The sequence below is a fragment of the Pullulanibacillus camelliae genome, from assembly GCF_014642655.1.
GTDB lineage: Bacteria > Bacillota > Bacilli > Bacillales > Sporolactobacillaceae > Pullulanibacillus > Pullulanibacillus camelliae.
Genome location: NZ_BMIR01000012.1, coordinates 73,626 through 98,921, shown reverse-complemented (window position 1 = coordinate 98,921; position 25,296 = coordinate 73,626). Strand labels below are relative to the sequence as shown.

Genomic DNA, 25,296 nt, shown 5'->3' with positions numbered 1-25,296 from the left:
TCTACGATGTATTTGCTCTGGTAGGCATACATTTATGATAGAGTGCCTCTTCTTTTTTGGCTAGGATTTTGTAGAAATACCACCGAGAACTATTTTACACATACCCCAAACAGGAACCGTCACCTTTAAGGAAGATGGCAGTGTTGATAAGATTACCCTAGATGATGATGCTGACGGATTGAACTTTAGCTATGATGATAATGGGACAACGGGCACTGCGAATGTAGGACTAGACGACATTAATTTCGATGGCTTATCTAGCTATAATGATCCGGCAACCGCTGATGTGATTGGAGATAAGGTTTCATTGCAGGATTTCAATGTCGACTCCTCAGGCCGTATTTATGGCATTCTGTCCAATGGAGATTTGCAATTGCTTGGTCAGATTGCAACGAGCCAATTCAACAACCCAGGAGGATTGGATAAAGTCGGTGGGTCGCTTTACAGTGCATCCAGCAACTCCGGCGATCCGGTTGAAGGCGCTCCTGGAGACAACGGAAGCGGCAGCTTATCCGTCGGTTCCTTGGAAATGTCGAACGTTGATCTTTCTGAAGAGTTTACGAGCATGATTGAAGCGCAGCGTGGTTTTCAGGCTAACGCTCGTGTCATCACAACGTCTGACTCGATTTTAGAAGAGCTTGTTAACTTGAAACGACAATAAAGGAGGGAAGGGATCGGTCCTTCCGATCCCTTTATTATGATCCAACTCACGCGAATTAACGGAAAAGCTTTTACGTTAAATGCATTATTGATCGAACAAGTAGAAGCGTTACCTGATACAACAATATCACTTACGACTGGAAAAAAAATTATTGTAAAAGATACAGAGTATGAAGTCACTAAAAAAACGCGAGCTTTTTATAAAGAAATCGGGTTGTTTGCTTCAAATATGACTGAAAAGGGAGCTCAAGATGTTTAAAAGTAAGACACTTAATACAGTCATCATTACAATGGCTGTACTTACTGTGATCAGTGCCAGTTTATATTTTTATTTAAATCATAAAGCTCAGGCGAAATCTTCTCCGCCAACTGTTTCTGAGATTGTCAAGCATCTTTCTGTGTCAACAGATGAGATCACAACGAACCTAAGCGACAACAAATTCATTAAGGTTTCCTTTTTAATGCAGGTGTCAAATAAGGATGCGAAAGATGAGCTAACAAAGAGACAGTTCCAAGTTAATAATGCTATTTTATATCTTTTATCCAATAAAACGGAGAAGGATTTACAAGGGCAAAAGGGCATCAAGGATTTGGAAACCGCCCTTAAAGATAAGCTCAATGGCCTAATGAAGTCTGGGAAAGTCACTCACGTCTATACGACTGAGAAAATCATTCAATGAGTTTGCTGAGGAAAAGAGGTGATGCGCTTTGGCAGATGTATTATCTCAATCAGAAATAGACGCGCTGCTTTCGGCCATTTCAACAGGAGAAATGGATGCCAATGATCTGTTGAAAGAAGAAGTTGAAAAGAAAGAAAAAGTGTATGATTTTAAAAGAGCGTTACGCTTTTCGAAGGATCAATTTCGCAGTTTAACACGCATTCATGAAAATTATGCACGTTTACTGACCAACTATTTTTCAACGAAGCTGCGAACCTTTGTACAAATTTCGGTAGCTTCAGTGGATCAGCTTCCTTATGAAGAATTTGTGCGTTCAGTCCCCTCACTGACCATTTTAAATGTCTTTGAAGCAGCCCCATTATCTGGGAGAATGGTGATGGAGGTTAATCCAAATATTGCTTATGCGATGCTGGATCGCGTGTTAGGTGGTATGGGGGATAGCTTTAATAAAATCGATAACTTAACAGAGATTGAATCTAAGCTCATTTCGCAAATATTTGAAGATGCGTTAGAGCCTTATAAAGATGCGTGGATGAATGTGTATACGATTGAACCTGAAATGAGTGATTTTGAGGTCAATACACAATTCCTACAAATTGCTTCACCAAGTGAAACCGTTGTTGTCATTTCTTTACAAGCGACAGTTGGGGAAGCGAGTGGAATGATTAACATTTGTCTCCCACATGTGACATTAGAGCCGATCATCCCTAATTTATCCATGCATCAATGGATGGTTGAAAGTAAAAAAGAAGTGACTCCAGATGATGCCAAACAAATTAAGAGAAATGTTGAAAATGCTCATGTTGAGGTGAAGGCCGAGCTTGGTCATGCGACGGTTACTATTGGAGAGTTTCTAGATTTGATGATTGATGATGTCATACCACTGAAAAAAGGCATTGATCAGCCCATCGATATTAAAGTAGGCTCTGAATTAAAATATTTGGGACAACCTGGACTTAAAAATAGGCATTTAGCAGTGCAAGTGCTCGACGTGATTGAGGAAGGAAGTGAAGAAGAATGAGTAATGAGGATGGTATGCTCTCCCAAGAAGAAATTGATGCTCTGTTGAGTGGTGATGATGTGTCCGGTGATTCTTCTCAAAACACTGAGGGGGGAGAGACAGAAGATATTCTCACCGATATTGAAAAAGACACGTTGGGTGAAATTGGAAATATCTCCTTTAGTAATGCAGCAACTGCATTATCCAACTTATTGAATCAAAAGGTAGAGATCACAACACCAGAGATTTCATACATCAAGAAAAGCGCGATGAGTGATGAATTCCCTTATCCACATGTGTCAGTTTTAGTGAGTTATACTGAGGGCTTTGAAGGGACAAATGTTTTGCTTATAAAGCGTGAAGACGCCAGTGTTATTGCTGATTTAATGTTAGGAGGCGATGGCAAAAATCCACAAATAGAGATCAATGAGATTCAGCTAAGTGCCGTACAGGAAGCTATGAATCAGATGATGGGTTCATCGGCAACCTCGCTTTCAACCATGTTTGAAAAGCGTGTGGATATTTCTCCGCCATTGGCTGAAATGCTGGATGTAAAAAAAGAAAATTGGGAAGATGATGTACCTGATGAAAATCTGTTTATAAAGGTATCTTTTTCTTTAAAGATTGGGGATCTGGTTGATTCCAACATCATGCAGCTTGTTCCAATCGATTTCGCTAAGTCGTTAGTTGCAGAGCTTACCAGCCTTCATGATGCGGCGAATAGCGAAAAGGCTGAAGCGCCACAAGTGAATGAAGCCTCTTCACAACAGGCACAATCACAAGGGACAAGCGGTGGACACACTGAGTCAGTGCGTGCAGCTTCGCATACGGGAAATGAGAATGCCAATCGCATGAAGCAACCCGCTGCGAATGTCCAATCGGCTGCTTTTCGAGAGTTTGATACGGCTCAAGAGGAGCATTCATCACGAAATATCGATTTATTACTCGATGTTCCACTTAATGTGACTGTTGAGCTTGGCCGCACAAAGAAAAGAATCAGAGAAATTTTAGAGCTAGGTCCTGGTTCTGTGATAGAATTAGACAAGCTCGCAGGTGAGCCAGTCGACGTGCTTATTAATGAAAAACCGATTGCCAAAGGTGAAGTTGTTGTCATCGATGAAAATTTTGGTGTGCGGATTACTGAAATCATTAATCAGCGGGATCGATTACAAAAATTGTAATAATAAATTTATTCATTACTTCGGAGGTTAGGAAAAATGGCAAACAGAATATTAATTGTGGATGATGCAGCATTTATGCGCATGATGATCAAGGATATCTTGGTGAAGAACGGGTATGAAATTGTTGATGAAGCCAGCAATGGTCGTGAAGCGATTGAGAAATATGCTGAACACCAACCTGATCTTGTGCTCATGGACATCACGATGCCAGAAGTTGATGGGATTTCCAGTTTAAAAGAAATTAAAAAGGCTGATCCACAAGCTAAAATTATCATGTGTTCTGCAATGGGACAGCAAGCCATGGTTATTGATGCTATCCAAGCAGGAGCGAAAGATTTCATTGTAAAACCGTTCCAAGCCGATCGTGTACTTGAAGCGATCAAAAAAACGCTAGGATAATCACACATGCAAGCATTTAGTTATAAAGTACTCCTTTGCATAGGACTGGCGCTCGTCCTATGCTTGGGCGGACAGACGATGTCCTATGCTAAAACCAACTGTAGTGAAAATGCATCAGTGGCCAGCACAATAGAGAATAAATGTAAGTCTGACGACACTAAGGATACAACCCCTCAGAAGTCGACGACGCAGAGTACAACAACAACTAATGAGACGAAAAGTCCGGTTTGGATCTTTGTTAAATTAGTTGGAGCTATGATTGTGATCATTGGCTTGATCTATATTCTTTATCGTCTCGTTTCTAAGAAAACCCGTGCTTTCCAAAGCTACGGGACCATTAAAAACGTTGGTGGCGTGGCCGTCGGTCCCAATCGTTCTATACAACTTATTCGTATTGGTGATGAAATTTTAGTCGTTGGCGTCGGAGATTCTGTCCAACTTTTAAAAGAAATTCAAGATCCTGAGGCTGTAGAAGCTTTACTGGCAGAAGAACCGTCAACAGATCTCATTCAAAAGAATGTCAGTCGCTTATTGAATTGGACCAAGGCTTCAACTTCTTCCGGTGAAAACAGTAGGCTTACTGTCTTTCAAGAAAAATTAAAGGATATTTTATCGGAGCGTAAAGGAAAAATAGATAAACATATGCGGAAGGATTCTAAAGATGAATGAGCTAATACCAGGATTAAATTCAAACTTGCTAACAAACCAGCCGCAGGATGTAGCAACGACCGTCCAGCTGCTCATTTTACTGACCATCCTGTCATTAGCACCATCGATTTTAATTTTGATGACGTCCTTTACGCGCATTGTCATTGTTCTATCCTTTGTTCGGACATCCTTATCCACTCAGCAAATGCCGCCTAACCAGGTGATCATTGGCTTAGCGCTTTTTTTAACCTTTTTCATCATGGCACCGGTATTTAGTGATGTGAATCATGATGCTGTACAGCCTTATTTAAAAGGGGATTTATCACAGAAGCAAGCGCTGGTCAAAGCTGAAGGACCGTTTAAGGAATTCATGGCAAAGGAAACGCGAACGAAAGATCTTAATTTATTTCTAGAGTATGGTCATTATAAAAAGCCAGATTCTATACAGCATATCCCGCTATCGGCCCTAGTACCAGCCTATGCCATCAGTGAGCTAAAGACAGCCTTCCAAATGGGGTTCATGATTTTTATCCCCTTCTTGATCATTGATATGGTGGTTGCAAGTGTCATGATGGCGATGGGAATGATGATGGTGCCGCCGGTTATGATTTCATTGCCATTTAAAATCTTATTATTTGTGATGGTGGATGGTTGGTATTTGATTGTCAAATCGCTCTTAGCAGGTTATTCATAACCTAATCGTTATCTTGAGTAAACAAGGAAGCTGATGAAAAGATGAGTATGGAATTTGTAATCTCAGAGGCTGAAAAGGCCGTTATGATGGTGTTGTTAATCGGAGGGCCAATATTGGTAATTGCTTTAGTCGTGGGACTTGTTGTTAGTATCTTTCAGGCGACAACCCAGATCCAGGAGCAAACATTGGCCTTTATACCTAAAATAGTTGCTGTGTTATTATCGTTGATTATTTTTGGACCATGGATGCTTTCTAAAATTCTTACCTTCACGCAAGATATTTTTTCAAACCTTAATGGATTTGTAAGCTAATATGAATAGTATTCAAGCATTGCCTTTATTTTTACTCGTGTTGGTAAGGTTGACAAGCTTCTTTTTAACAGCACCTCTATTTTCATATAAAACCATTCCTGCTCGCTTTAAGCTTGCCTTTGCGGTGATTTTTTCTTTCATCATAACGGCGACAATGAGTACCAAAGCTGTGGAGTGGAGCGCTCAATATCCGTTGCTTTTATTAAAAGAAGTGGTGGTAGGCCTTGGGATTGGCTTTGTTTCCGGCATTCTTTTTTATGCTGTACAGCTTGCCGGGGCGTTTATTGATATTCAAATGGGGTTTGCAGTGGCGACATTGATCAATCCTGAAAGCCAAACATCAAGCCCATTGACTGGACAATTCTTTTATATATTGATGATGGTCTTTCTGTTTGCAACGAATGCGCATTACATGCTCTTAAATGGGATTTACTATAGCTTTCAAATGATCCCGGTGGATAAGATGGCGGTTGGCATCAATCAATCACCGGCTACCTTTCATGTCATACATTTGACGGTGTCAATGTTTGCCATTGCCTTGCAAATGGCACTTCCGATATTAGGCTGTTTATTTCTTGTTGATGTTGCTGTTGGCATTATCGCTAGAACCGTACCACAGTTAAATGTATTTGTCGTCGGTATTCCGCTAAAGATAGGTGTCAGCTTGATTATTCTGCTTATTATTATGCCGATATACGTGGCGATGTTTAGGGAAATATTTGAATTGACATCTGACGCTATGAAGGATTTTATGAACTATTTGGGGAGTTCTTAAATGAAGCAAAGATTAAATTTACAATTTTTTGCCGAAGAAAAAACTGAAAAAGCGACGCCAAAGAAGCGAAGAGACACGCGTAAAAAAGGTCAGGTCGCTAAAAGTAATGACCTTTCTACGGCGTTGTCAATGCTAGCGATATTCATTGTATTTTTGTTTGTTGCACCTAAGATTGGCAAGGGCTTAGGTGACTTAATGAAACAGTCGTATACAGATGATATCCAAATGGCGTTAACTGAAGGGCATGTGCACCAGTTATTTACGCAGCTCGTCATCGAGACTGCGAAGCTGATTGCCCCGGTTTTACTCATTGCCCTAGTGATAGGTGTCTTTTCAAATATCGCTCAAATTGGCCTCTTGTTTTCGACAGAAACTTTATCCTTTAAGTTCAATCGTTTAAACCCTTTAAGTGGCTTTAAACGCATCTATTCGATGCGAGCCATTGTTGAATTTCTTAAATCTTTGTTAAAGATCCTGCTCATCGGTTTAACGACCTTTATTGTTCTGTGGATCAATCGCGATCAACTCTTAGTGTTGTCCCAAAAAACACTGTGGGATAGTGTGCGTACTGCGGGACGAACTGTTTTAGAGATGGGGGTTGCCGCTTCCCTAGTTCTTCTATTTATAGGTGCTCTTGATTATGCCTATCAGCGCTTTGATCATGAAAAAAATATCAGAATGTCAAAAAAGGAGATTAAGGATGAGTATAAAAATACAGAAGGGGATCCGCAAATCAAAGCCAAGGTTCGTGAGCTGCAACGGCAGATGGCGATGCGGCGAATGATGCAAGAAGTCCCTAAGGCAGATGTTGTCATCACTAACCCGACACATTTTGCCGTTGCCTTACAGTATAAAGATGACAGCATGGAGGCACCAGTTGTTATTGCCAAAGGCGCGGATTTAATCGCGCAAAGAATCAAAGCGATCGCCAGAGAAAATGATGTCGTGATTGTTGAAAAAAAAGAATTGGCACGTGCACTTTTTCACCGCCTGGATATCGGAGACCCGATTCCAGAGGAATTTTTTAAAGCCGTCGCTGAAATTTTAGCCTATGTATATAAACTCAATGGCGCAGTTTGATTAAAGTAATGAGGTGCAAAATCAAGTGAAACTAAAAGATTTATCCGTGCTCTTGGCCGTCATATTAATCGTTCTTATGCTGATTATTCCTTTACCTAATTTTATATTAAGCTTTTTTATAATCATCAATATTTCGCTTGCATTAATCGTCTTATTGGTTGCAATGAATATGAAAGAGCCATTGGAATTTTCAATTCTTCCTTCGTTACTCCTGCTATTAACTCTATTTAGACTTGGGTTAAATGTATCAACGACGCGTTCCATTTTAGGAAAAGGGGATGCCGGGGTAGTCATTGAAACCTTTGGTAACTTTGTTATTGGTGGGAATGCGCTTGTTGGTTTTGTGGTCTTCCTCATCCTCATTATTATTCAATTCGTGGTCATCACGAAAGGGGCGGAGCGTGTATCGGAAGTGGCGGCACGGTTTACCCTCGACGCGATGCCAGGAAAACAAATGGCCATTGATGCCGACCTTAACGCAGGTTTAATCAATGAGAAAGAGGCGCGAAAAAGACGTGACAAAATCGCTCGTGAGGCCGACTTTTACGGAGCGATGGACGGTGCCAGTAAATTTGTTAAAGGGGATGCTATTGCTGGTATCATCATTGTTGTCATCAACATGATCGTTGGCATGATCATTGGTGTTGCTCAGATGGGTATGAGTTTTGGAGATGCTTCGCATAATTACACATTGCTAACGGTTGGAGATGGACTCGTGAGTCAAATTCCGGCCTTGATGATCTCAACAGCTACCGGTATTATTGTCACTCGTGCTGCTTCAGAAGGCAATCTTGGACAGGATATTACGAAGCAGATTCTCGCTTATCCAATGATGCTTTATATTGCTGGGGGTGTCATCCTTTTACTTGGATTTACACCGATTGGTTTTGTCATCACGGTTCCGATTGCGCTTTTATTATTTATCGGCGGCTATCTCCTCTCGCGTCAGAATGCGAAGGAACAGATCAATGAGGAAGAGCTTGCAGCTGATATTGAAGAAGAACAGTTGAAAAGCCCTGATACCGTTGTAGATCTTCTTGAGAATGATCCTATCGAATTCGAGTTTGGCTATGCGCTTGTACCACTCGCGGATGCTAACCAGGGCGGGGACTTACTGGACCGCATTGTCATGATCCGCAGACAATTGGCTTTGGAATTCGGCATTATCATTCCAGTGGTCCGTATCAGGGATAATATCCAGTTAGAGCCCAATGAATACCGATTTAAAATCAAGGGTTCAGAAATTGCTCGTGGGCATATCTTGTTGGATCACTATTTGGCGATGAGCCCTGGTGAGGATGATCCATCCATCACGGGTGTCGATACGATTGAACCAGCCTTCGGACTACCAGCAAAATGGATTGGGGAGGATATGAAGGAACAGGCTGAGATGCTTGGCTATACTGTTGTTGATCCGCCTTCCGTCGTATCCACTCATATTACAGAGCTGTTGAAGCGTCATTGTCACGAGCTTCTTGGGCGCAAGGAAACCAAACAGCTTATTGAACATTTAAAAGCAACTGATGAGACTTTGGTGAATGAGGTGACACCAGAACCGTTAAGCATCGGAGACATTCAAAAGGTTTTTGTTAACCTTTTGCGTGAACATATTTCAATTCGTAATTTGCCAGTTATTTTTGAGGTGCTTGCCGATGTCGGTCAAATGACTAAGGATACCGATCTGCTCACCGAGTATGTACGACAAGGGTTATCCAGACAGATTTCTCAGCAATATGTGAAAAATAATCTATTGAAGGTTATTACTTTAGATCCACAGCTTGAAGAGACGATTTCCAGTGCTGTTCAACGAACTGAACACGGGAATTATTTAGCACTTGAACCCAATACCATCCAACATATATTGGAACAGATTGCTCAAAGGATTGAACAGCACACAGATTTCGATCAAGAACCGATTATTCTATGTTCACCAGCAATTCGCTTGCATGTGAAACAAATGATCTCACGGTCTCTTCCACAAGTGGCGGTATTATCTTATAACGAATTAGAACCAAGCGTTGAGATTCAGAGCATCGGGGTGGTGAGTATCGCATGAAAATAAAAAAATTCGTTGCAAATTCAATGCCAGAAGCCATGAGCATGGTGAAGAAGGAATTAGGTAATAACGCCGTCATTCTTTATACAAAAAATGTGAAAAAACGCGGATTGACACATTTGTTCAAAAGTAAATCAGCAGTCGAAGTCGTCGCCGCTCTGGATCAGGTGGCTTCATCGCCTGAACCACTAAACGCTTTTCCAATGCCTGAACAAGAACCAGTGCAGCCCACTAAAAGGCCGGAGCAGCCTGTTTTTGAGCGTAAAGCGTACCCGACACAACTGTCTGATAAGCAGGAACCCAAAACGGTCAACCCTCAAGTTATGCCTAGTCCATGGACGAGTCCGCTGCCTGTTGAAATCAAAGGGCTTCATGACCGTTTAATACGGGAGGGACTTCCCTCAGAGCGTGTCAATCAGCTTGTACAGACGCTGTTAAAAGCATGGTTTACGTCAGAAGACGCTTTATCAGAAGGAGAATTGAAGCAGCTTCTTAGACAGGCATTGCTTGAACAATTGGCTCCCATTCCTTTTAAAGAAGTAGATGATCAAACAAAGGTGATCACATTGGTAGGGCCAACTGGCGTAGGCAAAACAACAACAGCAGCAAAGCTCGCTTCAAAGCTTGTTCTAGAGCAAAATAAAAAGGTGGCTTTTATTACAACGGACACGTATCGGATTGCTGCGGTTGAACAGCTCAAAACATATGCGAAAATCTTAAACATTCCCGTTAAAGTGGCTTATACCCATGATGAATTTCAGGAAGCCATCATCGCCTTAAAGGATGTCGACTTGATCATTGTCGATACAGCTGGGAGAAATTATCAGCAACAGACTTATATCGGTGAGATGGAGCGATTGCTCGGCGATGTTCAAGCGATGAAAAGCTATCTTGTTTTAAGTGCAACCGCAAAAACAGAAGATATTGAACGTATCGCTCAGCTATTTTCTGGATTCGCCTTGTCTGGTTATATTTTTACAAAGCTGGATGAGACATTGTCTATGGGGTCTGTCATTAACGTTATCCTTTCTAATCATTTAGGCGCAGCATATCTGACAACAGGTCAAAATGTGCCGGATGACATTATCAAGGCTGAGAAAAGCACGATTGTAAATCAATTGATAGAAGGTGTGTGGCGTGGCTGATCAAGCTGAAAGCCTCAGACAAAGAATGGAACAGCATCATCGGCTAGAAAAAGTGCAACAGACGAAGATTGTTGCTGTCTTGAGTGGAAAAGGTGGGGTAGGCAAATCGGTGTTTTCCTCCAATTTTGCTTTAGCTTTAAATAATGCCAAACAGCGGACACTATTAATTGACTTGGATATCGGAATGGGAAACATCGATATTTTGCTCGGGATGAATGGGCGCTATAATATCGTAGACATGATTGATCAGCGCTTGCCTGTTCAAGAGGTTTTGAACAGGCACCCCAGTGGCTTATCAGTATTAACAGGCGGCAGTGGCTTGACGGATTTATTTCAACTTAATGATGATAAATTTGCTTATTTTCTTGAACAATTGCAGCACATCAAAAATGACTTCGACATGATCATTTTTGATTTTGGAGCAGGGATCAATGAATCCACATTAAAATTTGTCAGTGCGGTTCATGAGATCTTACTCGTCACCACAACGGAGCCAACAGCGCTGACCGATGCTTACGCAGTTATTAAAATTATTCATAAATATTCGCCGGAAATTCCGGTACATTGCGTCATCAACCGCTATGACAATGAAAAGGAGGCAGATGAAACATGGCAAAAGCTGTCGACGGTTGCAAAACGGTTTTTGGACAAGGATCTTGTATTGCTAGGTTGTTTACCGAGAGATCGAGCAGTGGTTAAAGCTGTGAAGCTGAGAAAGGCATTTTTAGAGGCCGATCCACGTGCCAAGGTTGCTATTAATATAACTGAATTGGCAGCGAATTACCTTAATGGACAGTCGGCTCAACAACAAGACACAATGGACAGCTTTATCATGAAGCTAAAGCATCTATTTCGCAAGAAGGTGTGAGGAATATGGAACCAATACGAGTGCTTGTTGTTGATGATTCTGCTTTTATGAGAAAGCTCATCTCGGAAATGATTAATGAGGACCCCCGGATGACGGTGGTGTCCACTGCAAGGGATGGTGAGGATGCCTTAAAAAAAATTAAGGCATCCGCGCCCGATGTGGTCACATTAGATGTTAATTTACCCAAATTAAATGGTCTCGAAGTCATTGAGCGAGTCATGGCAGAACATCCTGTTCCCATTATTTTGTTAAGTAGTCTGACAGATAAAGGGGCAAGGGTCACGATTGAAGCCATGGCACTTGGGGCAATGGATTTCGTGACCAAACCTTCGGGTGAAATTTCATTGGATATACATAAAGTAAAGGAGAGTTTGATCACCAAGATTTTAAATGCTGGACAAATTTCTGTTCAGCAGGCAGCAAATACTGTTGATGAACATGTTGTCCAACCGCTGATTGAGCAAAAACGGGACACCGCACTTCAATTGATTTGTATCGGTGCTTCGACAGGCGGACCTAAAGCGTTACGTGCCGTCTTATCAAAGCTTCCAAGTGATTTACCTGTCCCGATTATTGTCGTCCAGCATATGCCGCCTGCCTTCACGCATTCATTAGCTCAAAAATTAAATGAATGGTCGCCTGCCATTGTGAAAGAAGCAGCTCATGGTGAATTGCTCCAAAAAGGAACGATTTACATTGCGCCTGGTGGCTTTCAAACCCGCATCCAAACCGTTGGTCGTTCACTCGCGTTTTACATCGATAAATCACCAGCAGTAAGAGGCTTGCGGCCCTGCTATAATGTGTTGCTTGAATCCGTTGCAGAGCACAAGCTTGATTCTGTTCTCACCGTGACTTTAACAGGGATGGGATCTGATGGCGCGGATGGGCTAAAGGCGTTGAAAAAGGTTAGCCGTGTCTATGCTATCGCCGAGTCAGAAGCCACATCCGTCATCTTTGGGATGCCAAAGGCAGCGATACAAACAGGCTTAGTGAATGAGATAGTAAATCTTGATGACATTTCTTCCGCAATCATCAAACAAATAAATAAGGGAGGTATTAGTTAATGGATACAAACCAATATTTAGATTTATTTCTCGAGGAAAGTCGTGAACATCTACAAAGCATGGATCAAGGGTTACTCGATTTAGAACAGTCGCACGGCAATTTAGAGGTCGTCAACGAAATATTTAGATCCGCTCATACTTTAAAAGGTATGTCAGGAAGCATGGGCTTTAATACGATGATGGAGTTAACGCATCAGCTCGAAAATATTCTTGATGCCATAAGAAATAATGAGCTTACTGTCGATAGCGCCATTATTGATGCGTTGTTTGCGGCGGCTGACCAGTTAGAGGAAATGGTAGAGCGGATCGCTGGCGGTGGAAGTGATGATGTTGATATATCAGCGGTCATGGCTTCATTAAAACAAACATCTGGTGGTCAGCCGGAAGCCCCAGCGCAATCGGCACCAACGGACAGCAGTCCTTCTAATGATTTTCTTGCCGATGTGATGAAGCAGGCGGCAGACCAAGGGTTTAATGTATGGCAGGTTGAAGTTGTCCTCAGTAAAGAGTGTGTGCTAAAAGCTGCGCGCGCCTATATGGTCTTTCAAATTGTTGAGCAATTAGGAGAAGTCATTCAAACGGAGCCAGCTGTTGAGGCTATCGAAGAAGGAGAATTTGATTCTTCTTTCACCATCAAATTAATCACCAAGGACAGCGAGAGTGATGTCCAAGAAAAATTGTTGAGTGTTTCTGAAGTTGAAGCCGTGCATGTATCGCCTATGAAAAATGAAGCAAATGCGACCGCAGCTTCTAAGCAAATGCCACAAAAACAAACGGCTGCTGGTGAGGCTGCTCCTAAAGCGAAAGCAAGAGCAGCCACTCGAACCATTCGGGTGAGCACACAGAGATTAGATGAACTGATGAATTTGTTCGAAGAGCTGATTATTGATAAAGGGCGTTTAGAAGAGATTGCCCGTCAGCTGAAGGACCAAGAATTAGATGAAACAGTTGAAACGATCGCGCGCACATCAGGGAGCTTGCAGGATATCATTTTGAATCTAAGAATGGAGCCTGTTGAGCAGGTATTCAATCGTTTTCCGAAAATGGTTCGCAGTGTCTCTAAGGACTTGGGCAAGAAAATCAACTTGGAAATGCTCGGTGTGGATACAGAACTAGACCGTAATGTCATCGATGAAATTGGTGATCCGCTAGTCCATCTCATTCGCAATTCGATGGATCACGGGATTGAATTGCCAGAAAAGCGCCGGGATGCTGGAAAAGATGAAGCAGGACGCATTGTGTTACGTGCTTATCACAGTGGCAATCACGTCTTTATCGAGATTGAGGATGACGGCGCCGGGATTAATCGCCATAAAGTTGCGAATAAAGCAGTGGAAAAAGGCTTGATTTCTAACGAAGAGGCTGAGACGTTGAGCAATAAAGAAGTGTACGAGCTCATGTTTCGCTCAGGGTTTAGTACAGCGGATAAGATATCGGATATTTCTGGGCGCGGTGTCGGACTTGATGTTGTTAAAAACAAAATTGAATCCTTAGGTGGAACGGTTGATGTGGATTCTGAGGAAGGCCAAGGATCAATTTTTACTATTAAACTCCCATTAACACTATCTATTATTTCATCCATGCTTATCAATGTTCAGGATGAAACCTATGCTTTGCCACTCAACTCCATCGTGGAAACCGCCTTGGTGACCGAGGAGAGCTTGATGAAGGCAAATGGTGAAGAAATGTATGAATATAGAGGGCGGATGATTCCTTTTAAACGTCTAAACCAGCTTTTAGATGTCCCTGGGGACAAGGTTCAGCATAATAAATACATTCCGGCGATCATCGCTCAAAGTGGTAAAAATGTGGCCTGCTTTGCTGTTGATCGTTTCATTGGACAACAAGAAATTGTTATTAAGTCATTAGGCAATTATTTGGGTGAGGTTCGCCCCATCTCAGGCGCAACGATTTTAGGAAATGGTCAAGTCGCTTTAATTTTAGATTGTTCGTCGATGATCTAATAAAAGGGAGAGTGGAAAAGATGGCAGAAGTCAATAAATATATGGTTTTTTCATTAAAGAATGAAGTGTATGGCGCACCTGTTGAGCAAGTGATATCCGTAGAAAAACCAATGAACATCACGCGGGTACCCAATACTGCCCCATTTATCAAAGGGGTTATTAATTTGCGGGGGATGATTCTCCCAGTCATAGATTTACTCAGTAAATTTGATATTGGGACGAGTGACATTACTGAATCGACGCGCTTAGCAATTGTCCAATCAGAGGATATTCGTGTCGCCTTGCTCATTGATACAGCAAAGGATGTCTTGGATATTACTCAAGATGACGTTGATCCAGTTCCTGAAGTGGCAGGTGGCATTCATGCCAAGTACTTGAATGGCGTGGCCAAGCTTGAAGAAGGACTGATGATTCTATTGAATTTGGATAAGATTTTGGATCCGAATGATATTGAAATAATTAAGCAATTAGAGGTTTGACATGGAAATGTCGTTAAGACAGCTAACCGCTCAGCATTTGGATCTTATCAAAGAGGTGGCTAACATTGGAGCTGGTCATGCAGCTACCTCTTTATCACAAATCTTAAATCAACCGATTAATATGTCTGTTCCTTCTGTTGATATCGCATCATTTTCTGAGTTGTTGATGACGGAGGAAGCTGAATCGCCAGTGGCAGCCGTTTATCTCAAAGTAAACGGAGGAATTTCGGGTCATCTTTTCATCATGTTTGCGTTAGAAGAAGTGGAATATTTGATACAGCCTCTTATCCAGGCTGACGCATTTAATATAGATATGTTGCTAACGGAATCACTATATAGTTCTGGCTTTGCTGAGATTGGCAATATTTTGGCGGGCTCATATGTTTCTGCCCTGTCTGATTTTTCGGGGGTCAACAGCTTTGTATCGCCTCCAGAAGTATGTGTGGACATGAAAAATGTTATTTTGACAGAGGGCTTAATTGATCTGTCTTTATATGAGGATGATGCGATGATCATTCATACGGCTTTATACAATGAACGTTCGCAGAAGACGATTAAAAGTGCCTTCACCTTTTTGCCTGACCCCAGTTTTTTGCTTGTATTTTTAAAACAAATGGAGAAACATAATGATTGATAGTTTGATGGTTGGCTTATCCGATATTAAAATGGCCTGTGATCAGGCAAGCTTGCGCTGTTCAGGACTTGGATCATGTGTTGGACTCGTTCTCTATGATCTACAAAAGCCGATAGCCGGCATGGCCCATATTATGCTGCCTGATAGTGAGATCAGCCGCGGAAAGGCATATCCACCAGGAAAATTTGCTAATACGGCAGTACCAGAACTGCTGAAGCAGTTGTTAGCATTAGGAGCAATTAAAGAAAACATCCGAGCGAAAATGGCTGGGGGAGCGGAGATGTTTCGGACAACCACCAACTGGACTGCCAATATCGGTCAGCGTAATGTTGAAGCGGTGAAAGAGCAGTTGGACCTTTTACATTTACAGCTTAAGGGAGAAGATGTAGGGGGCAATTTTGGACGGACGATTCGATTTATAAACGAGACCAAAGCGCTGCACATTCATACGGTTACAAAAGGTGATAAGACGATTTGATTCTAGGAATGTTTGATGGGAGGTACGCGTCGTGCTAGACACAATGAAAGAGGATCAACAGTTCTATTGGAAACAATGGCTTGAAAAGAAAGATCCAGACGCTGCAGATTTTCTAATAAAGTGTTATGAACCACTGGTGCAGTTTCACGTCAGAAGAATTGGTGTCGGCCTGCCAAAAACGGTATCGCGGGATGAACTGATGAGTTATGGCTTTATGGGTTTATATGATGCACTAGTGAAGTTTGACGCAAAAAGGGAATTAAAGTTTGACACCTATGCCTCCTTTAGAATACGTGGTGCGATCCTTGATGGCTTAAGACGAGATGATCCCGTTCCTAGAACACTTCGTGAAAAAAGCAAAAAAATTGATGCCGTTGTGGAGCGTTTAGAACAAAAATATCGAAGAAACGTGACCATTGAAGAAATCGCCAAAGAAATGGGAAGCTCCGTTGAAGAGGTAGAAGCCATTATTACTGACAGTTTCTTAGGCAATATGATTTCTATTGATGATGAATTTTCATCGAGTGATCGCCATGACCAAATTGCTCATCTTATTGAAGATAAACAGACGGAGAAGCCTGAACAGAAGCTGATTAAGGAGGAAATGATTGCCGCCTTATCAGAGCAGTTGGCCACTTTAAATGAAAAAGAGCAGCTGGTTGTTAGCCTTTTTTATTTCGAGGAATTAACCCTTACGGAGATTGGCAAGGTGCTTTCTGTTTCGACATCAAGGGTGTCGCAGATTCACTCAAAGGCTCTTTTAAAGCTGAAAAAGGTATTAGAGGCGAACATGCTCTTTAATGAGCTGTGAGCTTGGACACAAAGGAGGTCCCCATCGTTTGGAATACGTATTTATTATTTTTAGCCTATGTCTGCATCTTGTTGCCTTTTATCTGATCGTGATCCTTGTCCAAAGGATGAACAAATTAAAGAATGACATGACTGGTGGTGTTGATCAAGAAAGCATTCAAGTAACGCTCGACCATTATCTTGAAGAAATACGTCAGGAAAACGATGACTTGATTAAACGCCTTAAAAGATTGGAGAACGCAGAAAAAAAGCAGGAGCAAGTCCCCGCCTCTGAGCCGGTCGCAGAAAAAAAACAACCTGGACCATCCTCAGCCCCACCTCCGGCCCCCAAGGAGAACAAAACTTCCTTTGCGGAGCAGCTAAAGGCATCGATGATTGTCGAGGAACCTAGCGGGCTGCCTACTGAGGATGTTGAGGATACCGTAGAACAATCTATGGCTTCAAGGATATTGCAGCTTCACGAATCTGGCTTAAGCGTGGAGGCTATTGCTCAACAGCTCAATCAAGGTAAGGGTGAGGTTGAACTCATCATTAACATTCATAACAAAAGACAGTCTTAATTTTTCCGTGGCCACATTGTAAGAGATTTGCAGAAAAAAGCCGTTGACTATTGTCATTGGAAAAAAAGTATGCTATATTAATCGTTGGTGTCAACACACACTACACACGCTCAGTGATTTGTGCATCGGTGCCAAGTAGGATAGGGTCTTGTGCAAAAATGAAGTGGGCGGAGGAAAAAACCAAGGAGGAACAAAAAAATGGCAGTTATCTCAATGAAACAACTGTTAGAATCAGGTGTTCACTTCGGTCACCAAACACGCCGTTGGAACCCAAAAATGAAGCCTTATATCTTTACAGAAAGAAACGGAATCTACATTATTGATTTGCAAAAAACCGTTAAAAAGGTTGAAGAAGCTTATAATTTTGTCAGAGAGCTTGCTGCAGACGGCGGACAAATCTTATTTGTTGGTACGAAGAAACAAGCACAGGATTCTGTGAAATCTGAAGCAGAACGTTCGGGCATGTACTATGTCAACCATCGTTGGTTAGGTGGAACACTCACTAACTTCGAAACCATCCGTAAACGGATCAATCGCTTAAAGCAAATTGAAAAAATGCGTGAAGATGGCACATTTGATGTTTTGCCTAAAAAAGAAGTGGTTGGTTTAAACAAAGAACATGAGCGTCTAGAAAAATTCCTAGGCGGTATCAAGGACATGGAACGTCTTCCAGATGCACTTTTCGTTATTGATCCTAGAAAAGAGCGCATTGCTATTGCTGAAGCACATAAATTAAATATTCCGGTCATTGCCATCGTGGATACGAACTGTGATCCAGATGAAATTGATGTCGTCATTCCAGGTAACGACGATGCCATCCGCGCCGTAAAATTGCTTACTGGTAAAATGGCTGATGCGATTCTTGAAGCTCACCAAGGTGAAGAAAATGCACCTGAAGAAGTCGTTGAGGAAGCTGAAACAGCTGAAGCTGAAGAAGTAACTGAAAAAGCAGCTGAAGAAGAAGTTACAGCTGAATAATATAGATCAACTAACAAAAGGGTGATAAGGGGCGGATAACCCTTTATCACCTTTTTTTAAGGAGTGAGGCAGATAACCACCTTGAACCATCAGAGTTATCTGCTGGCTATAACAAATTTAATGATGCGTTACATAATCATAAGGAGGCAATACTGTGGCAATTAGTGCGAAATTAGTCAAAGAATTACGTGAAAAAACCGGTGCTGGTATGATGGATTGTAAAAAAGCTCTTACAGAGGTAGACGGTGATCTCGATAAAGCGGTCGATCTTCTTCGTGAAAAAGGGATTGCGAAGGCAGCGAAAAAAGCGGATCGTGTAGCGGCTGAAGGATTAGCTAAAACTAAAATTGATGGCAATATTGCTGCCATTGTTGAGGTTAATTCAGAAACCGACTTTGTTGCGAAAAATGATCAGTTCATAACGTTAATTGATGACATTTTAGCATTGCTTATCAAAGAAAAACCAGCGACTTTGGATGACGCGCTTGCCTTGAATATCGGAGCTGAAACATTGAATGATAAAATCAATGAAGCGGTAGCTAAAATCGGTGAAAAGATTTCCTTGCGTCGCTTCGCGGTTGTTGAGAAATCTGACGGCGAAAGCTTTGGTGAATATATCCACATGGGCGGACGTATTGCAGTGCTTTCAGTATTAAAAGGAAATGATGATGAAGCAGCGAGAGATATTGCGATGCATGCTGCTGCGATCAATCCACGATATGTAGATAAAAGTGAAGTTCCAGAATCTGAGTTAGAACATGAAAAAGAAGTGCTTAAGCAACAAGCGCTTAATGAAGGCAAGCCTGAAAACATCGTTGAAAAAATGGTGCAAGGCCGTTTAAATAAATTCCTTGAAGAAATTTGCCTTGTTGAACAAGATTTTGTTAAAGACCCTGACCAAAAGGTGAAAAAATATCTTGCTGGTAAAGGATTAGAAGTAAAAAGCTTTGTTCGCTATGAAGTTGGCGAAGGCATGGAAAAACGTCAAGAAAACTTTGCTGAAGAAGTGCAAGCGCAAATCAAAAAGTAAGCTAATACAATTGAAATGACGATGAGTAGGGAACACTTTGTGTTCCCTATTTTCAAAGAGACGGCACAATGTCTCAACAGTAAGATTATCAATGTAATAAGGAGCGTGACTGGCTGTGGTAGCAAATTCCAAGTATAAACGGGTTGTGTTAAAGTTGAGCGGTGAGGCACTTTCTGGAGAGCAAGGCTACGGCATTGATCCGAAAGTGATAAAATCCGTTGCACGCCAAATTCAAGAAATAGTAGAATTAGATGTAGAGGTCGCTGTTGTTGTTGGTGCAGGAAACATATGGCGTGGAAAAGTTGGTAGTGAAATGGGCATGGATCGTGCGACTGCTGACTATATGGGGATGTTAGCTACAGTTATGAATGCTTTAGCATTACAGGATGGATTAGAGAAGCTAGAAGTTGAAACCCGCGTGCAGTCATCCATTGAAATGAGACAAGTGGCTGAGCCTTACATAAGAAGAAGAGCCATCCGTCATTTGGAAAAGAAACGCGTGGTTATTTTTGCAGCGGGAACGGGTAATCCTTATTTTTCAACAGATACAACGGCTGCACTTAGGGCGGCAGAAATTGAAGCGGATGTCATATTGATGGCAAAAAATCAGGTGGATGGCGTGTATTCAGCAGATCCAAAGATTGACAAAAATGCTGAAAAATATGATGAGCTTTCCTATTTAGATGTACTTAACGAAGGGCTGGCTGTTATGGATTCCACCGCCTCATCGCTCTGTATGGACAATGATATTCCACTTGTTGTATTCTCAATTACAGAAGAAGGAAATATAAAACGTGTCGTTCTCGGTGAAGAAATCGGAACGATTGTCAGGGGGAAATAAAAAATGACAGCAGAAATCATTCAAGATACAAAAGAACGGATGGGGAAAGCAGCGGATGCTCTAACGAAAGAACTGGGAACGATTCGGGCTGGAAGAGCCAATCCCTCAATTTTAGATCGCGTTACAGTAAATTATTATGGTGCGGATACACCGCTTAATCAATTGGCTGGCATTTCCGTACCTGAAGCGCGTCTGCTCACGATTCAGCCTTATGATAAGTCCATATTGGGGGATATTGAAAAAGCAATTTTAATGGCTGATCTCGGTTTGACACCAAACAACGATGGTGATATCATTCGTATTTCCATTCCACCGTTAACCGAAGAACGCAGAAAGGAACTTGTTAAACAAGTGAAAAAATCAGGTGAGGATGCCAAAGTTGCGGTGCGCAATATTCGCCGTGATGCGAATGACAGCTTGAAAAAAGCTGAAAAAGATGGTGAGCTTACTGAGGATGAACACCGCCGGTTTTCCGATCAAGTGCAAAAAATCACCGACGAAGCCATCACGAAAATCGATGATATCTGCTCAAATAAGGAAAAGGAAATCATGGAGGTCTAAGCCTTCAATGGATATGAATGGCATGAAGGAAGACACTTCTTTCATGCCGTACTCTTATAGCTATAAAAAGATAGACCTGTTAAGCAGGGCGCTTAAGGTAATCTTCGAACTTTTCGCCACCTGAGATTTGTGCGCAGCCTTGATGTGTGATTGTTTTATAATCACATCAGGAGCACTAAGCGAAGCGGCACAAGTCAAGTTTTCTTTATTTGAGATATATCTGAGTAATGGGAGGAACCCACATGCTTGAAAAGCTTGCCTTTAGAAACACAAAGACAAAAGAGAATAATGATGAAACGTATAATCTCGAAAAGATTCCTGAACATATTGCTATCATCATGGATGGGAATGGTCGTTGGGCGAGAGGGCGCGGACTCCCGAGAATCGCTGGGCATCGCGAAGGAATGAAAATTGTAAAAAAAATCGTGAAAGCAGCCAGTAGATTAGGGGTGAAAGTACTCACTCTCTACGCGTTTTCAACGGAAAATTGGAAACGTCCCAAGGATGAGGTCGATTTTCTTATGAAGCTTCCTGAACAGTTCTTAACGACCTATCTTAAGGAACTGATTGAGGAAAATGTTCAGGTTCGAGTAATGGGTGATGAGTCCAGATTGCCTCAGCATACGAAAAACGCAGTGAATCAAGCGAAACGTCAGACAGAGGAAAATGATGGAATGGTTCTCAACTTTGCTTTAAATTATGGAAGTCGTCATGAAATCACTGAAACCATTAAGCAAATTGTGTCGGACACTCAGCATGGAGACTTATCTGTTGAAGCAATTGATGAAGCGTTGGTTTCAGATTACTTGTTAACCAAATCATTTCCAGATCCGGATTTACTGATTCGAACAAGTGGAGAATTGCGACTAAGCAATTTTATGCTTTGGCAGCTTGCCTATACAGAGTTGTGGTTTACCAAGGTGTATTGGCCTGACTTCACGGAAGACCATTTGAAAGAGGCTATTACTCAGTACAATCTTCGAACGCGCCGCTACGGTGGCGTTAAAGGCTAAAGGAGTTTTTGTTAGTGAAGCAAAGAATTATAACGGGTGTGTTAGCAGGGGCTCTTTTCTTAGCCTTTCTAATCATAGGTAGGGTTCCCTTTGCTTTATTTTCTGCAATGATGGGGATCATCGCCTTCTTAGAATGCATACACATGGCGAAAATAAAAAGGGCTTCCTTACCAGGTATTGTGGGAGGCATCGCAGTTTTTTTAATGGTCTTAAACCCAGAAATCAAAAAACATGTCATCTCTTATCCAATCATTGATATTGTCATTGCTTTAACCTTGATTTTATTGATTGTGACTGTGTTCTCTCACCAATCGTTTTCATTTGAAAATGCAGCCTTGACTGTATTTTCAGCTTTATATGTTGGCTTTGCTTTTATGCTTCTGTCAGAAGTGCGTAATGATGGCCTTTCGCTTGTTCTTTTTATCCTCATCTTAATATGGACGACAGATTCTGGTGCCTATTTCTTTGGAAGGGCATTTGGTAAACATAAACTTGCTCCACATATCAGTCCAAATAAAACAATCGAAGGTATGGTTGGTGGGATTATTGCGGCACTGATTATCTCGATTATTTTGCAACTCGTCATTGGGTTTGAGGATACGACAATGAATCTCATCGTTATGACGATTTTAATCGCTGTGTTTGGTCCGATTGGTGATCTTGCTGAGTCAGCACTTAAACGCCACTATGATGTCAAGGATTCGGGAACACTTCTTCCTGGTCACGGTGGTGTGTTGGATCGGGTAGATAGCTGGATCTTTGTTTTACCGGTGCTTTATATCCTCCATTTGATATAAGTCCAGGAATCTAATAAGGAGAGGTCTACGATGAAAAAAATAAGCTTGCTAGGAGCCACCGGATCAGTCGGAGTCCAAACAGATAATGTTGTTCGTCACCATCCTGAGCATTTTCAAATTGTTGCATTAGCCTTTGGAGAAAATGTGGACAAGGGCTTAGAATTGATCCATACACACCGGCCAAAGCTTGTTTCCGTTAAAAATAAGGAAACAGCAGATAAGCTGAAGGGGCAGCTCGCATCTCCTGTCAAAGTCGTCTATGGATTAGAGGGATTAATAGAGGTAGCCGCTTACCCTGAAGCAGATGTCACGGTTAATGCGGTGCTAGGCTCGATTGGTTTAGAGCCGACATTAGCGGCGATTGCAGCAGGTAAAATCATTGCCTTAGCGAATAAAGAAACGCTTGTTACGGCAGGGCATCTCGTCATGGCGGCTGCCAAAGAAAAGCATGTGCCGATTTTACCGGTCGACAGTGAACACTCCGCGATTTTTCAATCTCTAAACGGTGAGAAGCAGTCCCAGATTAAACGGCTTATTCTCACAGCTTCAGGAGGCAGCTTTAGAGATAAAACGCGAGATGAATTACATAATGTAACAATAGAAGAGGCGCTCAATCACCCTAATTGGTCAATGGGAGCTAAAATCACTATTGATTCTGCAACAATGATGAATAAGGGCTTGGAGGTCATCGAAGCGCATTGGTTATTTGATGTTCCCTATGAAAAGATTGATGTTCTTATCCATAAGGAAAGCATTGTCCATTCTCTTGTTGAATACATTGATAATAGTGTGATTGCAGAACTCGGTCATTCTGATATGCGCTTGCCGATACAATATGCGCTCACTTACCCGGATAGACTTGAATTGACTGATACAAAACAGTTAAACTTATGGGAAGTAGGTCAGCTGCATTTTCAAAAAGTTGACATGGAAAGATACCGCTCGGTAAAGTTTGCCTACGATGCCGGAAGGGCAGGAGGAACGATGCCTACTGTCCTAAATGCAGCCAACGAGGAGGCTGTCGCTGCCTTCTTAAAAGGGGCTGTTACCTTCTTGGATATTGAGGGGTTGGTTCTTCAAGCGCTTGAAAAGCATCATACTATTCAGCATCCGACGCTTGAGACGATTCGCATGGTGGATAAGGAAATAAGACGGGCGGTACAAGAAGCGATAAGGCAACGATAAAACTGTCAAAGAGTAAGTATGATACGCGTACTTATGGCGTGACATACAGAGGTGATTTTTTTGGAGACATTTATTGCTGTGGTCATCATCTTTGGGCTTCTCATATCATTTCACGAACTCGGGCACTTATTGCTAGCGAAACGAGCGGGAATCCTTTGTAGAGAATTCGCAATAGGTTTTGGTCCAAAGATATTTTCAATTAAGAAGAAAGAAACAGTATATACTTTAAGACTCCTTCCCATTGGCGGTTTTGTTAGAATGGCTGGTGAGGATCCTGAAGTGATTGACATTAAACCTGGTCATCGGATTGGTCTAATGTTTAATCGAGCGGATTCCGTATCCAAAATCATTATCAATCAATTAAATAAATACCCAAATGCTAAAATGGTCACAGTCGATTATGCTGATCTTGAAAAGGATCTTGTCATTCAAGGCTATGAAGAGGAAGAAGGGGAACGCTTTGATTTTCCTATCGACCGTAAAGCAGAATATGTGATGGATGGGCAAGCTTTTCAAATTGCACCACTTGATCGGCAATTTGGCTCTAAATCATTGCTAGATCGTATTTTGACCATATTTGCAGGACCATTCAATAACTTTTTGCTGGCGTTTATTGTCTTTGTGATTTTATTTTCCATACAAGGCGTGCCGTCTGAGAAACCCCTTTTAGGTAAATTGATTTCAACTGATCCAGCAGCCCAAGCTGGCTTGCAGGAAGGGGATCGCGTTCTTGCCATTAATGGACAAACGATGGAAAGCTTTTCGGATATTGCTAATTACATTAATAAGCGCCCAAACCAAGCACTGACGCTCAAAATTGAACGTGATCACCATATTCAAGAGGTCAAAGTCACGTCAAAGAATGAAAAAGGTGTGGGCATTATTGGTGTGAATCAACCTTTTGAAAAAGGCGTTTGGGATTCAATAAAGGGTGGTGTAACGCAAACCTATTATTGGATTAAAATGGAGGTTGAAGCCTTTAAACAGCTCGTCACAGGTGCCATTGGGCTTGACCAACTTTCTGGACCGGTCGGCATCTATAATTTAACAGGTCAAGTGGTCGATCACGGTATCTTTTGGGTGATGCGTTGGACAGCAGTGTTAAGCATTAACTTAGGGGTTGTCAATCTTTTACCATTACCTGCTTTAGATGGCGGCCGTTTGCTCTTTCTATTTGTTGAAGGTCTGCGTGGTAAGCCAGTAGACCCCAAACGTGAAACACTTGTTCATTTTATTGGCTTTGCCTTTTTGATGCTTTTAATGATTGTTGTGACTTGGAATGACATTCAAAAACTATTTATGTAGAAAGCTATTCAAATCTATGGCCACATGCCTTAGGCACTGCTCTATGGCATGGAGTCAGACACTTACCACGCTACTTGTAGCGTGGTAAGATTGTCATTGA

At 41.8% G+C, this 25,296-nt stretch carries 29 protein-coding genes; all 29 read left to right on the top strand.

All coding sequences use genetic code 11. The features are described from left to right. The first annotated feature begins 76 nt into the window (after positions 1–76). The 29 genes from IEW82_RS12970 to rseP all read left to right on the top strand — a co-directional run bounded on the left by IEW82_RS12970 (position 77) and on the right by rseP (position 25,196). Positions 77–661 carry a flagellar hook-basal body complex protein gene (locus tag IEW82_RS12970; RefSeq protein ID WP_188694933.1) on the top strand — a complete coding sequence of 195 codons (585 nt, stop codon included), beginning with the start codon at positions 77–79 and terminating at the stop codon, positions 659–661. Positions 662–697: 36 nt separating this feature from the next. Continuing rightward, on the top strand, positions 698–919 hold the full coding sequence (locus tag IEW82_RS12965) for a flagellar FlbD family protein (RefSeq protein ID WP_188694873.1): 222 nt from the start codon (positions 698–700) through the stop codon (positions 917–919). Continuing rightward, entirely contained in the window at positions 912–1,340 is a 429-nt protein-coding gene (fliL, locus tag IEW82_RS12960) for a flagellar basal body-associated protein FliL (RefSeq protein ID WP_188694870.1), read from the top strand. Before IEW82_RS12965 ends, fliL begins: the two co-directional genes overlap by 8 nt. Positions 1,341–1,368: 28 nt before the next feature. Then, positions 1,369–2,361: a flagellar motor switch protein FliM gene (gene fliM, locus IEW82_RS12955; RefSeq protein ID WP_188694868.1), complete on the top strand. Its 993-nt coding sequence runs from the start codon at positions 1,369–1,371 to the stop codon at positions 2,359–2,361. Beyond that, the gene (fliY, locus tag IEW82_RS12950) at positions 2,358–3,521 is read left to right on the top strand and encodes a flagellar motor switch phosphatase FliY (RefSeq protein ID WP_188694865.1); all 1,164 of its coding nucleotides are present in this window, start codon (positions 2,358–2,360) and stop codon (positions 3,519–3,521) included. Before fliM ends, fliY begins: the two co-directional genes overlap by 4 nt. 36 nt (positions 3,522–3,557) lie before the next feature. Then, entirely contained in the window at positions 3,558–3,920 is a 363-nt protein-coding gene (locus IEW82_RS12945; RefSeq protein WP_188694862.1) for a response regulator, read from the top strand. Between the two features lie 6 nt (positions 3,921–3,926). Beyond that, positions 3,927–4,589 carry a flagellar biosynthetic protein FliO gene (locus IEW82_RS12940; RefSeq protein WP_188694859.1) on the top strand — a complete coding sequence of 221 codons (663 nt, stop codon included), beginning with the start codon at positions 3,927–3,929 and terminating at the stop codon, positions 4,587–4,589. Beyond that, the gene (fliP, locus tag IEW82_RS12935) at positions 4,582–5,262 is read left to right on the top strand and encodes a flagellar type III secretion system pore protein FliP (RefSeq protein WP_188694857.1); all 681 of its coding nucleotides are present in this window, start codon (positions 4,582–4,584) and stop codon (positions 5,260–5,262) included. The genes IEW82_RS12940 and fliP overlap by 8 nt, the downstream gene beginning before the upstream one ends. Positions 5,263–5,303: 41 nt before the next feature. After that, positions 5,304–5,573, top strand: a complete 270-nt coding sequence (gene fliQ, locus IEW82_RS12930; protein ID WP_188694854.1) for a flagellar biosynthesis protein FliQ — start codon at positions 5,304–5,306, stop codon at positions 5,571–5,573. A gap of 1 nt (position 5,574) precedes the next feature. Continuing rightward, positions 5,575–6,348: a flagellar biosynthetic protein FliR gene (gene fliR, locus IEW82_RS12925; protein ID WP_188694851.1), complete on the top strand. Its 774-nt coding sequence runs from the start codon at positions 5,575–5,577 to the stop codon at positions 6,346–6,348. After that, positions 6,349–7,428: a flagellar biosynthesis protein FlhB gene (flhB, locus tag IEW82_RS12920; RefSeq protein WP_188694848.1), complete on the top strand. Its 1,080-nt coding sequence runs from the start codon at positions 6,349–6,351 to the stop codon at positions 7,426–7,428. A 25-nt stretch (positions 7,429–7,453) separates the two neighbouring features. Then, a complete protein-coding gene (flhA, locus tag IEW82_RS12915; protein WP_188694845.1) occupies positions 7,454–9,484 on the top strand; it encodes a flagellar biosynthesis protein FlhA in 2,031 nt (676 codons plus the stop codon). Beyond that, on the top strand, positions 9,481–10,629 hold the full coding sequence (gene flhF, locus IEW82_RS12910) for a flagellar biosynthesis GTPase FlhF (RefSeq protein WP_188694842.1): 1,149 nt from the start codon (positions 9,481–9,483) through the stop codon (positions 10,627–10,629). Before flhA ends, flhF begins: the two co-directional genes overlap by 4 nt. Continuing rightward, a complete protein-coding gene (locus IEW82_RS12905; protein WP_188694839.1) occupies positions 10,622–11,497 on the top strand; it encodes a MinD/ParA family protein in 876 nt (291 codons plus the stop codon). Before flhF ends, IEW82_RS12905 begins: the two co-directional genes overlap by 8 nt. A gap of 5 nt (positions 11,498–11,502) precedes the next feature. Continuing rightward, a complete protein-coding gene (locus IEW82_RS12900; protein ID WP_188694836.1) occupies positions 11,503–12,561 on the top strand; it encodes a protein-glutamate methylesterase/protein-glutamine glutaminase in 1,059 nt (352 codons plus the stop codon). Further along, positions 12,561–14,525, top strand: coding sequence for a chemotaxis protein CheA (locus IEW82_RS12895; RefSeq protein ID WP_188694834.1), 1,965 nt, complete (start codon positions 12,561–12,563; stop codon positions 14,523–14,525). The genes IEW82_RS12900 and IEW82_RS12895 overlap by 1 nt, the downstream gene beginning before the upstream one ends. A gap of 20 nt (positions 14,526–14,545) precedes the next feature. Continuing rightward, positions 14,546–15,004 (top strand): chemotaxis protein CheW, encoded by a 459-nt coding sequence (locus IEW82_RS12890; protein ID WP_188694831.1) that lies wholly within the window; start codon positions 14,546–14,548, stop codon positions 15,002–15,004. 1 nt (position 15,005) lies between these two features. Then, on the top strand, positions 15,006–15,638 hold the full coding sequence (locus IEW82_RS12885) for a chemotaxis protein CheC (protein WP_188694828.1): 633 nt from the start codon (positions 15,006–15,008) through the stop codon (positions 15,636–15,638). Next, positions 15,631–16,116, top strand: coding sequence for a chemotaxis protein CheD (locus tag IEW82_RS12880; RefSeq protein ID WP_188694825.1), 486 nt, complete (start codon positions 15,631–15,633; stop codon positions 16,114–16,116). Before IEW82_RS12885 ends, IEW82_RS12880 begins: the two co-directional genes overlap by 8 nt. Positions 16,117–16,159: 43 nt before the next feature. Next, positions 16,160–16,927: a FliA/WhiG family RNA polymerase sigma factor gene (locus IEW82_RS12875; protein ID WP_188694930.1), complete on the top strand. Its 768-nt coding sequence runs from the start codon at positions 16,160–16,162 to the stop codon at positions 16,925–16,927. A gap of 28 nt (positions 16,928–16,955) precedes the next feature. Continuing rightward, positions 16,956–17,486, top strand: a complete 531-nt coding sequence (locus IEW82_RS12870) for a DUF6115 domain-containing protein (protein WP_188694821.1) — start codon at positions 16,956–16,958, stop codon at positions 17,484–17,486. A 198-nt stretch (positions 17,487–17,684) separates the two neighbouring features. Next, positions 17,685–18,464, top strand: a complete 780-nt coding sequence (gene rpsB / locus IEW82_RS12865) for a 30S ribosomal protein S2 (RefSeq protein WP_188694819.1) — start codon at positions 17,685–17,687, stop codon at positions 18,462–18,464. Between the two features lie 154 nt (positions 18,465–18,618). Continuing rightward, positions 18,619–19,494 (top strand): translation elongation factor Ts, encoded by an 876-nt coding sequence (gene tsf, locus IEW82_RS12860; protein ID WP_188694816.1) that lies wholly within the window; start codon positions 18,619–18,621, stop codon positions 19,492–19,494. Between the two features lie 115 nt (positions 19,495–19,609). Further along, positions 19,610–20,335 carry a UMP kinase gene (gene pyrH, locus IEW82_RS12855; protein ID WP_188694813.1) on the top strand — a complete coding sequence of 242 codons (726 nt, stop codon included), beginning with the start codon at positions 19,610–19,612 and terminating at the stop codon, positions 20,333–20,335. Positions 20,336–20,338: 3 nt separating this feature from the next. Further along, on the top strand, positions 20,339–20,896 hold the full coding sequence (gene frr, locus IEW82_RS12850; protein WP_188694810.1) for a ribosome recycling factor: 558 nt from the start codon (positions 20,339–20,341) through the stop codon (positions 20,894–20,896). A 242-nt stretch (positions 20,897–21,138) separates the two neighbouring features. Next, positions 21,139–21,909, top strand: coding sequence for an undecaprenyl pyrophosphate synthase (uppS, locus tag IEW82_RS12845; RefSeq protein WP_188694807.1), 771 nt, complete (start codon positions 21,139–21,141; stop codon positions 21,907–21,909). Positions 21,910–21,923: 14 nt separating this feature from the next. After that, entirely contained in the window at positions 21,924–22,706 is a 783-nt protein-coding gene (locus IEW82_RS12840) for a phosphatidate cytidylyltransferase (RefSeq protein ID WP_188694804.1), read from the top strand. A 30-nt stretch (positions 22,707–22,736) separates the two neighbouring features. Beyond that, positions 22,737–23,891 carry a 1-deoxy-D-xylulose-5-phosphate reductoisomerase gene (gene dxr / locus IEW82_RS12835; RefSeq protein WP_188694802.1) on the top strand — a complete coding sequence of 385 codons (1,155 nt, stop codon included), beginning with the start codon at positions 22,737–22,739 and terminating at the stop codon, positions 23,889–23,891. A 60-nt stretch (positions 23,892–23,951) separates the two neighbouring features. Continuing rightward, positions 23,952–25,196 (top strand): RIP metalloprotease RseP, encoded by a 1,245-nt coding sequence (rseP, locus tag IEW82_RS12830; protein WP_188694799.1) that lies wholly within the window; start codon positions 23,952–23,954, stop codon positions 25,194–25,196. The last annotated feature ends 100 nt before the right edge of the window (positions 25,197–25,296 follow it).

What these genes read in the sequence shown, in the direction of transcription:
- IEW82_RS12965 (WP_188694873.1), top strand. Translation starts at nt 698, where the DNA reads ATGATCCAACTCACGCGAATTAACGGAAAAGCTTTTACGTTAAATGCA.
- fliL (WP_188694870.1), top strand. Translation starts at nt 912, where the DNA reads ATGTTTAAAAGTAAGACACTTAATACAGTCATCATTACAATGGCTGTA.
- fliY (WP_188694865.1), top strand. Translation starts at nt 2,358, where the DNA reads ATGAGTAATGAGGATGGTATGCTCTCCCAAGAAGAAATTGATGCTCTG.
- IEW82_RS12945 (WP_188694862.1), top strand. Translation starts at nt 3,558, where the DNA reads ATGGCAAACAGAATATTAATTGTGGATGATGCAGCATTTATGCGCATG.
- IEW82_RS12940 (WP_188694859.1), top strand. Translation starts at nt 3,927, where the DNA reads ATGCAAGCATTTAGTTATAAAGTACTCCTTTGCATAGGACTGGCGCTC.
- fliP (WP_188694857.1), top strand. Translation starts at nt 4,582, where the DNA reads ATGAATGAGCTAATACCAGGATTAAATTCAAACTTGCTAACAAACCAG.
- fliQ (WP_188694854.1), top strand. Translation starts at nt 5,304, where the DNA reads ATGAGTATGGAATTTGTAATCTCAGAGGCTGAAAAGGCCGTTATGATG.
- fliR (WP_188694851.1), top strand. Translation starts at nt 5,575, where the DNA reads ATGAATAGTATTCAAGCATTGCCTTTATTTTTACTCGTGTTGGTAAGG.
- flhB (WP_188694848.1), top strand. Translation starts at nt 6,349, where the DNA reads ATGAAGCAAAGATTAAATTTACAATTTTTTGCCGAAGAAAAAACTGAA.
- flhF (WP_188694842.1), top strand. Translation starts at nt 9,481, where the DNA reads ATGAAAATAAAAAAATTCGTTGCAAATTCAATGCCAGAAGCCATGAGC.
- IEW82_RS12900 (WP_188694836.1), top strand. Translation starts at nt 11,503, where the DNA reads ATGGAACCAATACGAGTGCTTGTTGTTGATGATTCTGCTTTTATGAGA.
- IEW82_RS12895 (WP_188694834.1), top strand. Translation starts at nt 12,561, where the DNA reads ATGGATACAAACCAATATTTAGATTTATTTCTCGAGGAAAGTCGTGAA.
- IEW82_RS12890 (WP_188694831.1), top strand. Translation starts at nt 14,546, where the DNA reads ATGGCAGAAGTCAATAAATATATGGTTTTTTCATTAAAGAATGAAGTG.
- IEW82_RS12885 (WP_188694828.1), top strand. Translation starts at nt 15,006, where the DNA reads ATGGAAATGTCGTTAAGACAGCTAACCGCTCAGCATTTGGATCTTATC.
- IEW82_RS12880 (WP_188694825.1), top strand. Translation starts at nt 15,631, where the DNA reads ATGATTGATAGTTTGATGGTTGGCTTATCCGATATTAAAATGGCCTGT.
- IEW82_RS12875 (WP_188694930.1), top strand. Translation starts at nt 16,160, where the DNA reads ATGAAAGAGGATCAACAGTTCTATTGGAAACAATGGCTTGAAAAGAAA.
- rpsB (WP_188694819.1), top strand. Translation starts at nt 17,685, where the DNA reads ATGGCAGTTATCTCAATGAAACAACTGTTAGAATCAGGTGTTCACTTC.
- frr (WP_188694810.1), top strand. Translation starts at nt 20,339, where the DNA reads ATGACAGCAGAAATCATTCAAGATACAAAAGAACGGATGGGGAAAGCA.
- uppS (WP_188694807.1), top strand. Translation starts at nt 21,139, where the DNA reads ATGCTTGAAAAGCTTGCCTTTAGAAACACAAAGACAAAAGAGAATAAT.
- dxr (WP_188694802.1), top strand. Translation starts at nt 22,737, where the DNA reads ATGAAAAAAATAAGCTTGCTAGGAGCCACCGGATCAGTCGGAGTCCAA.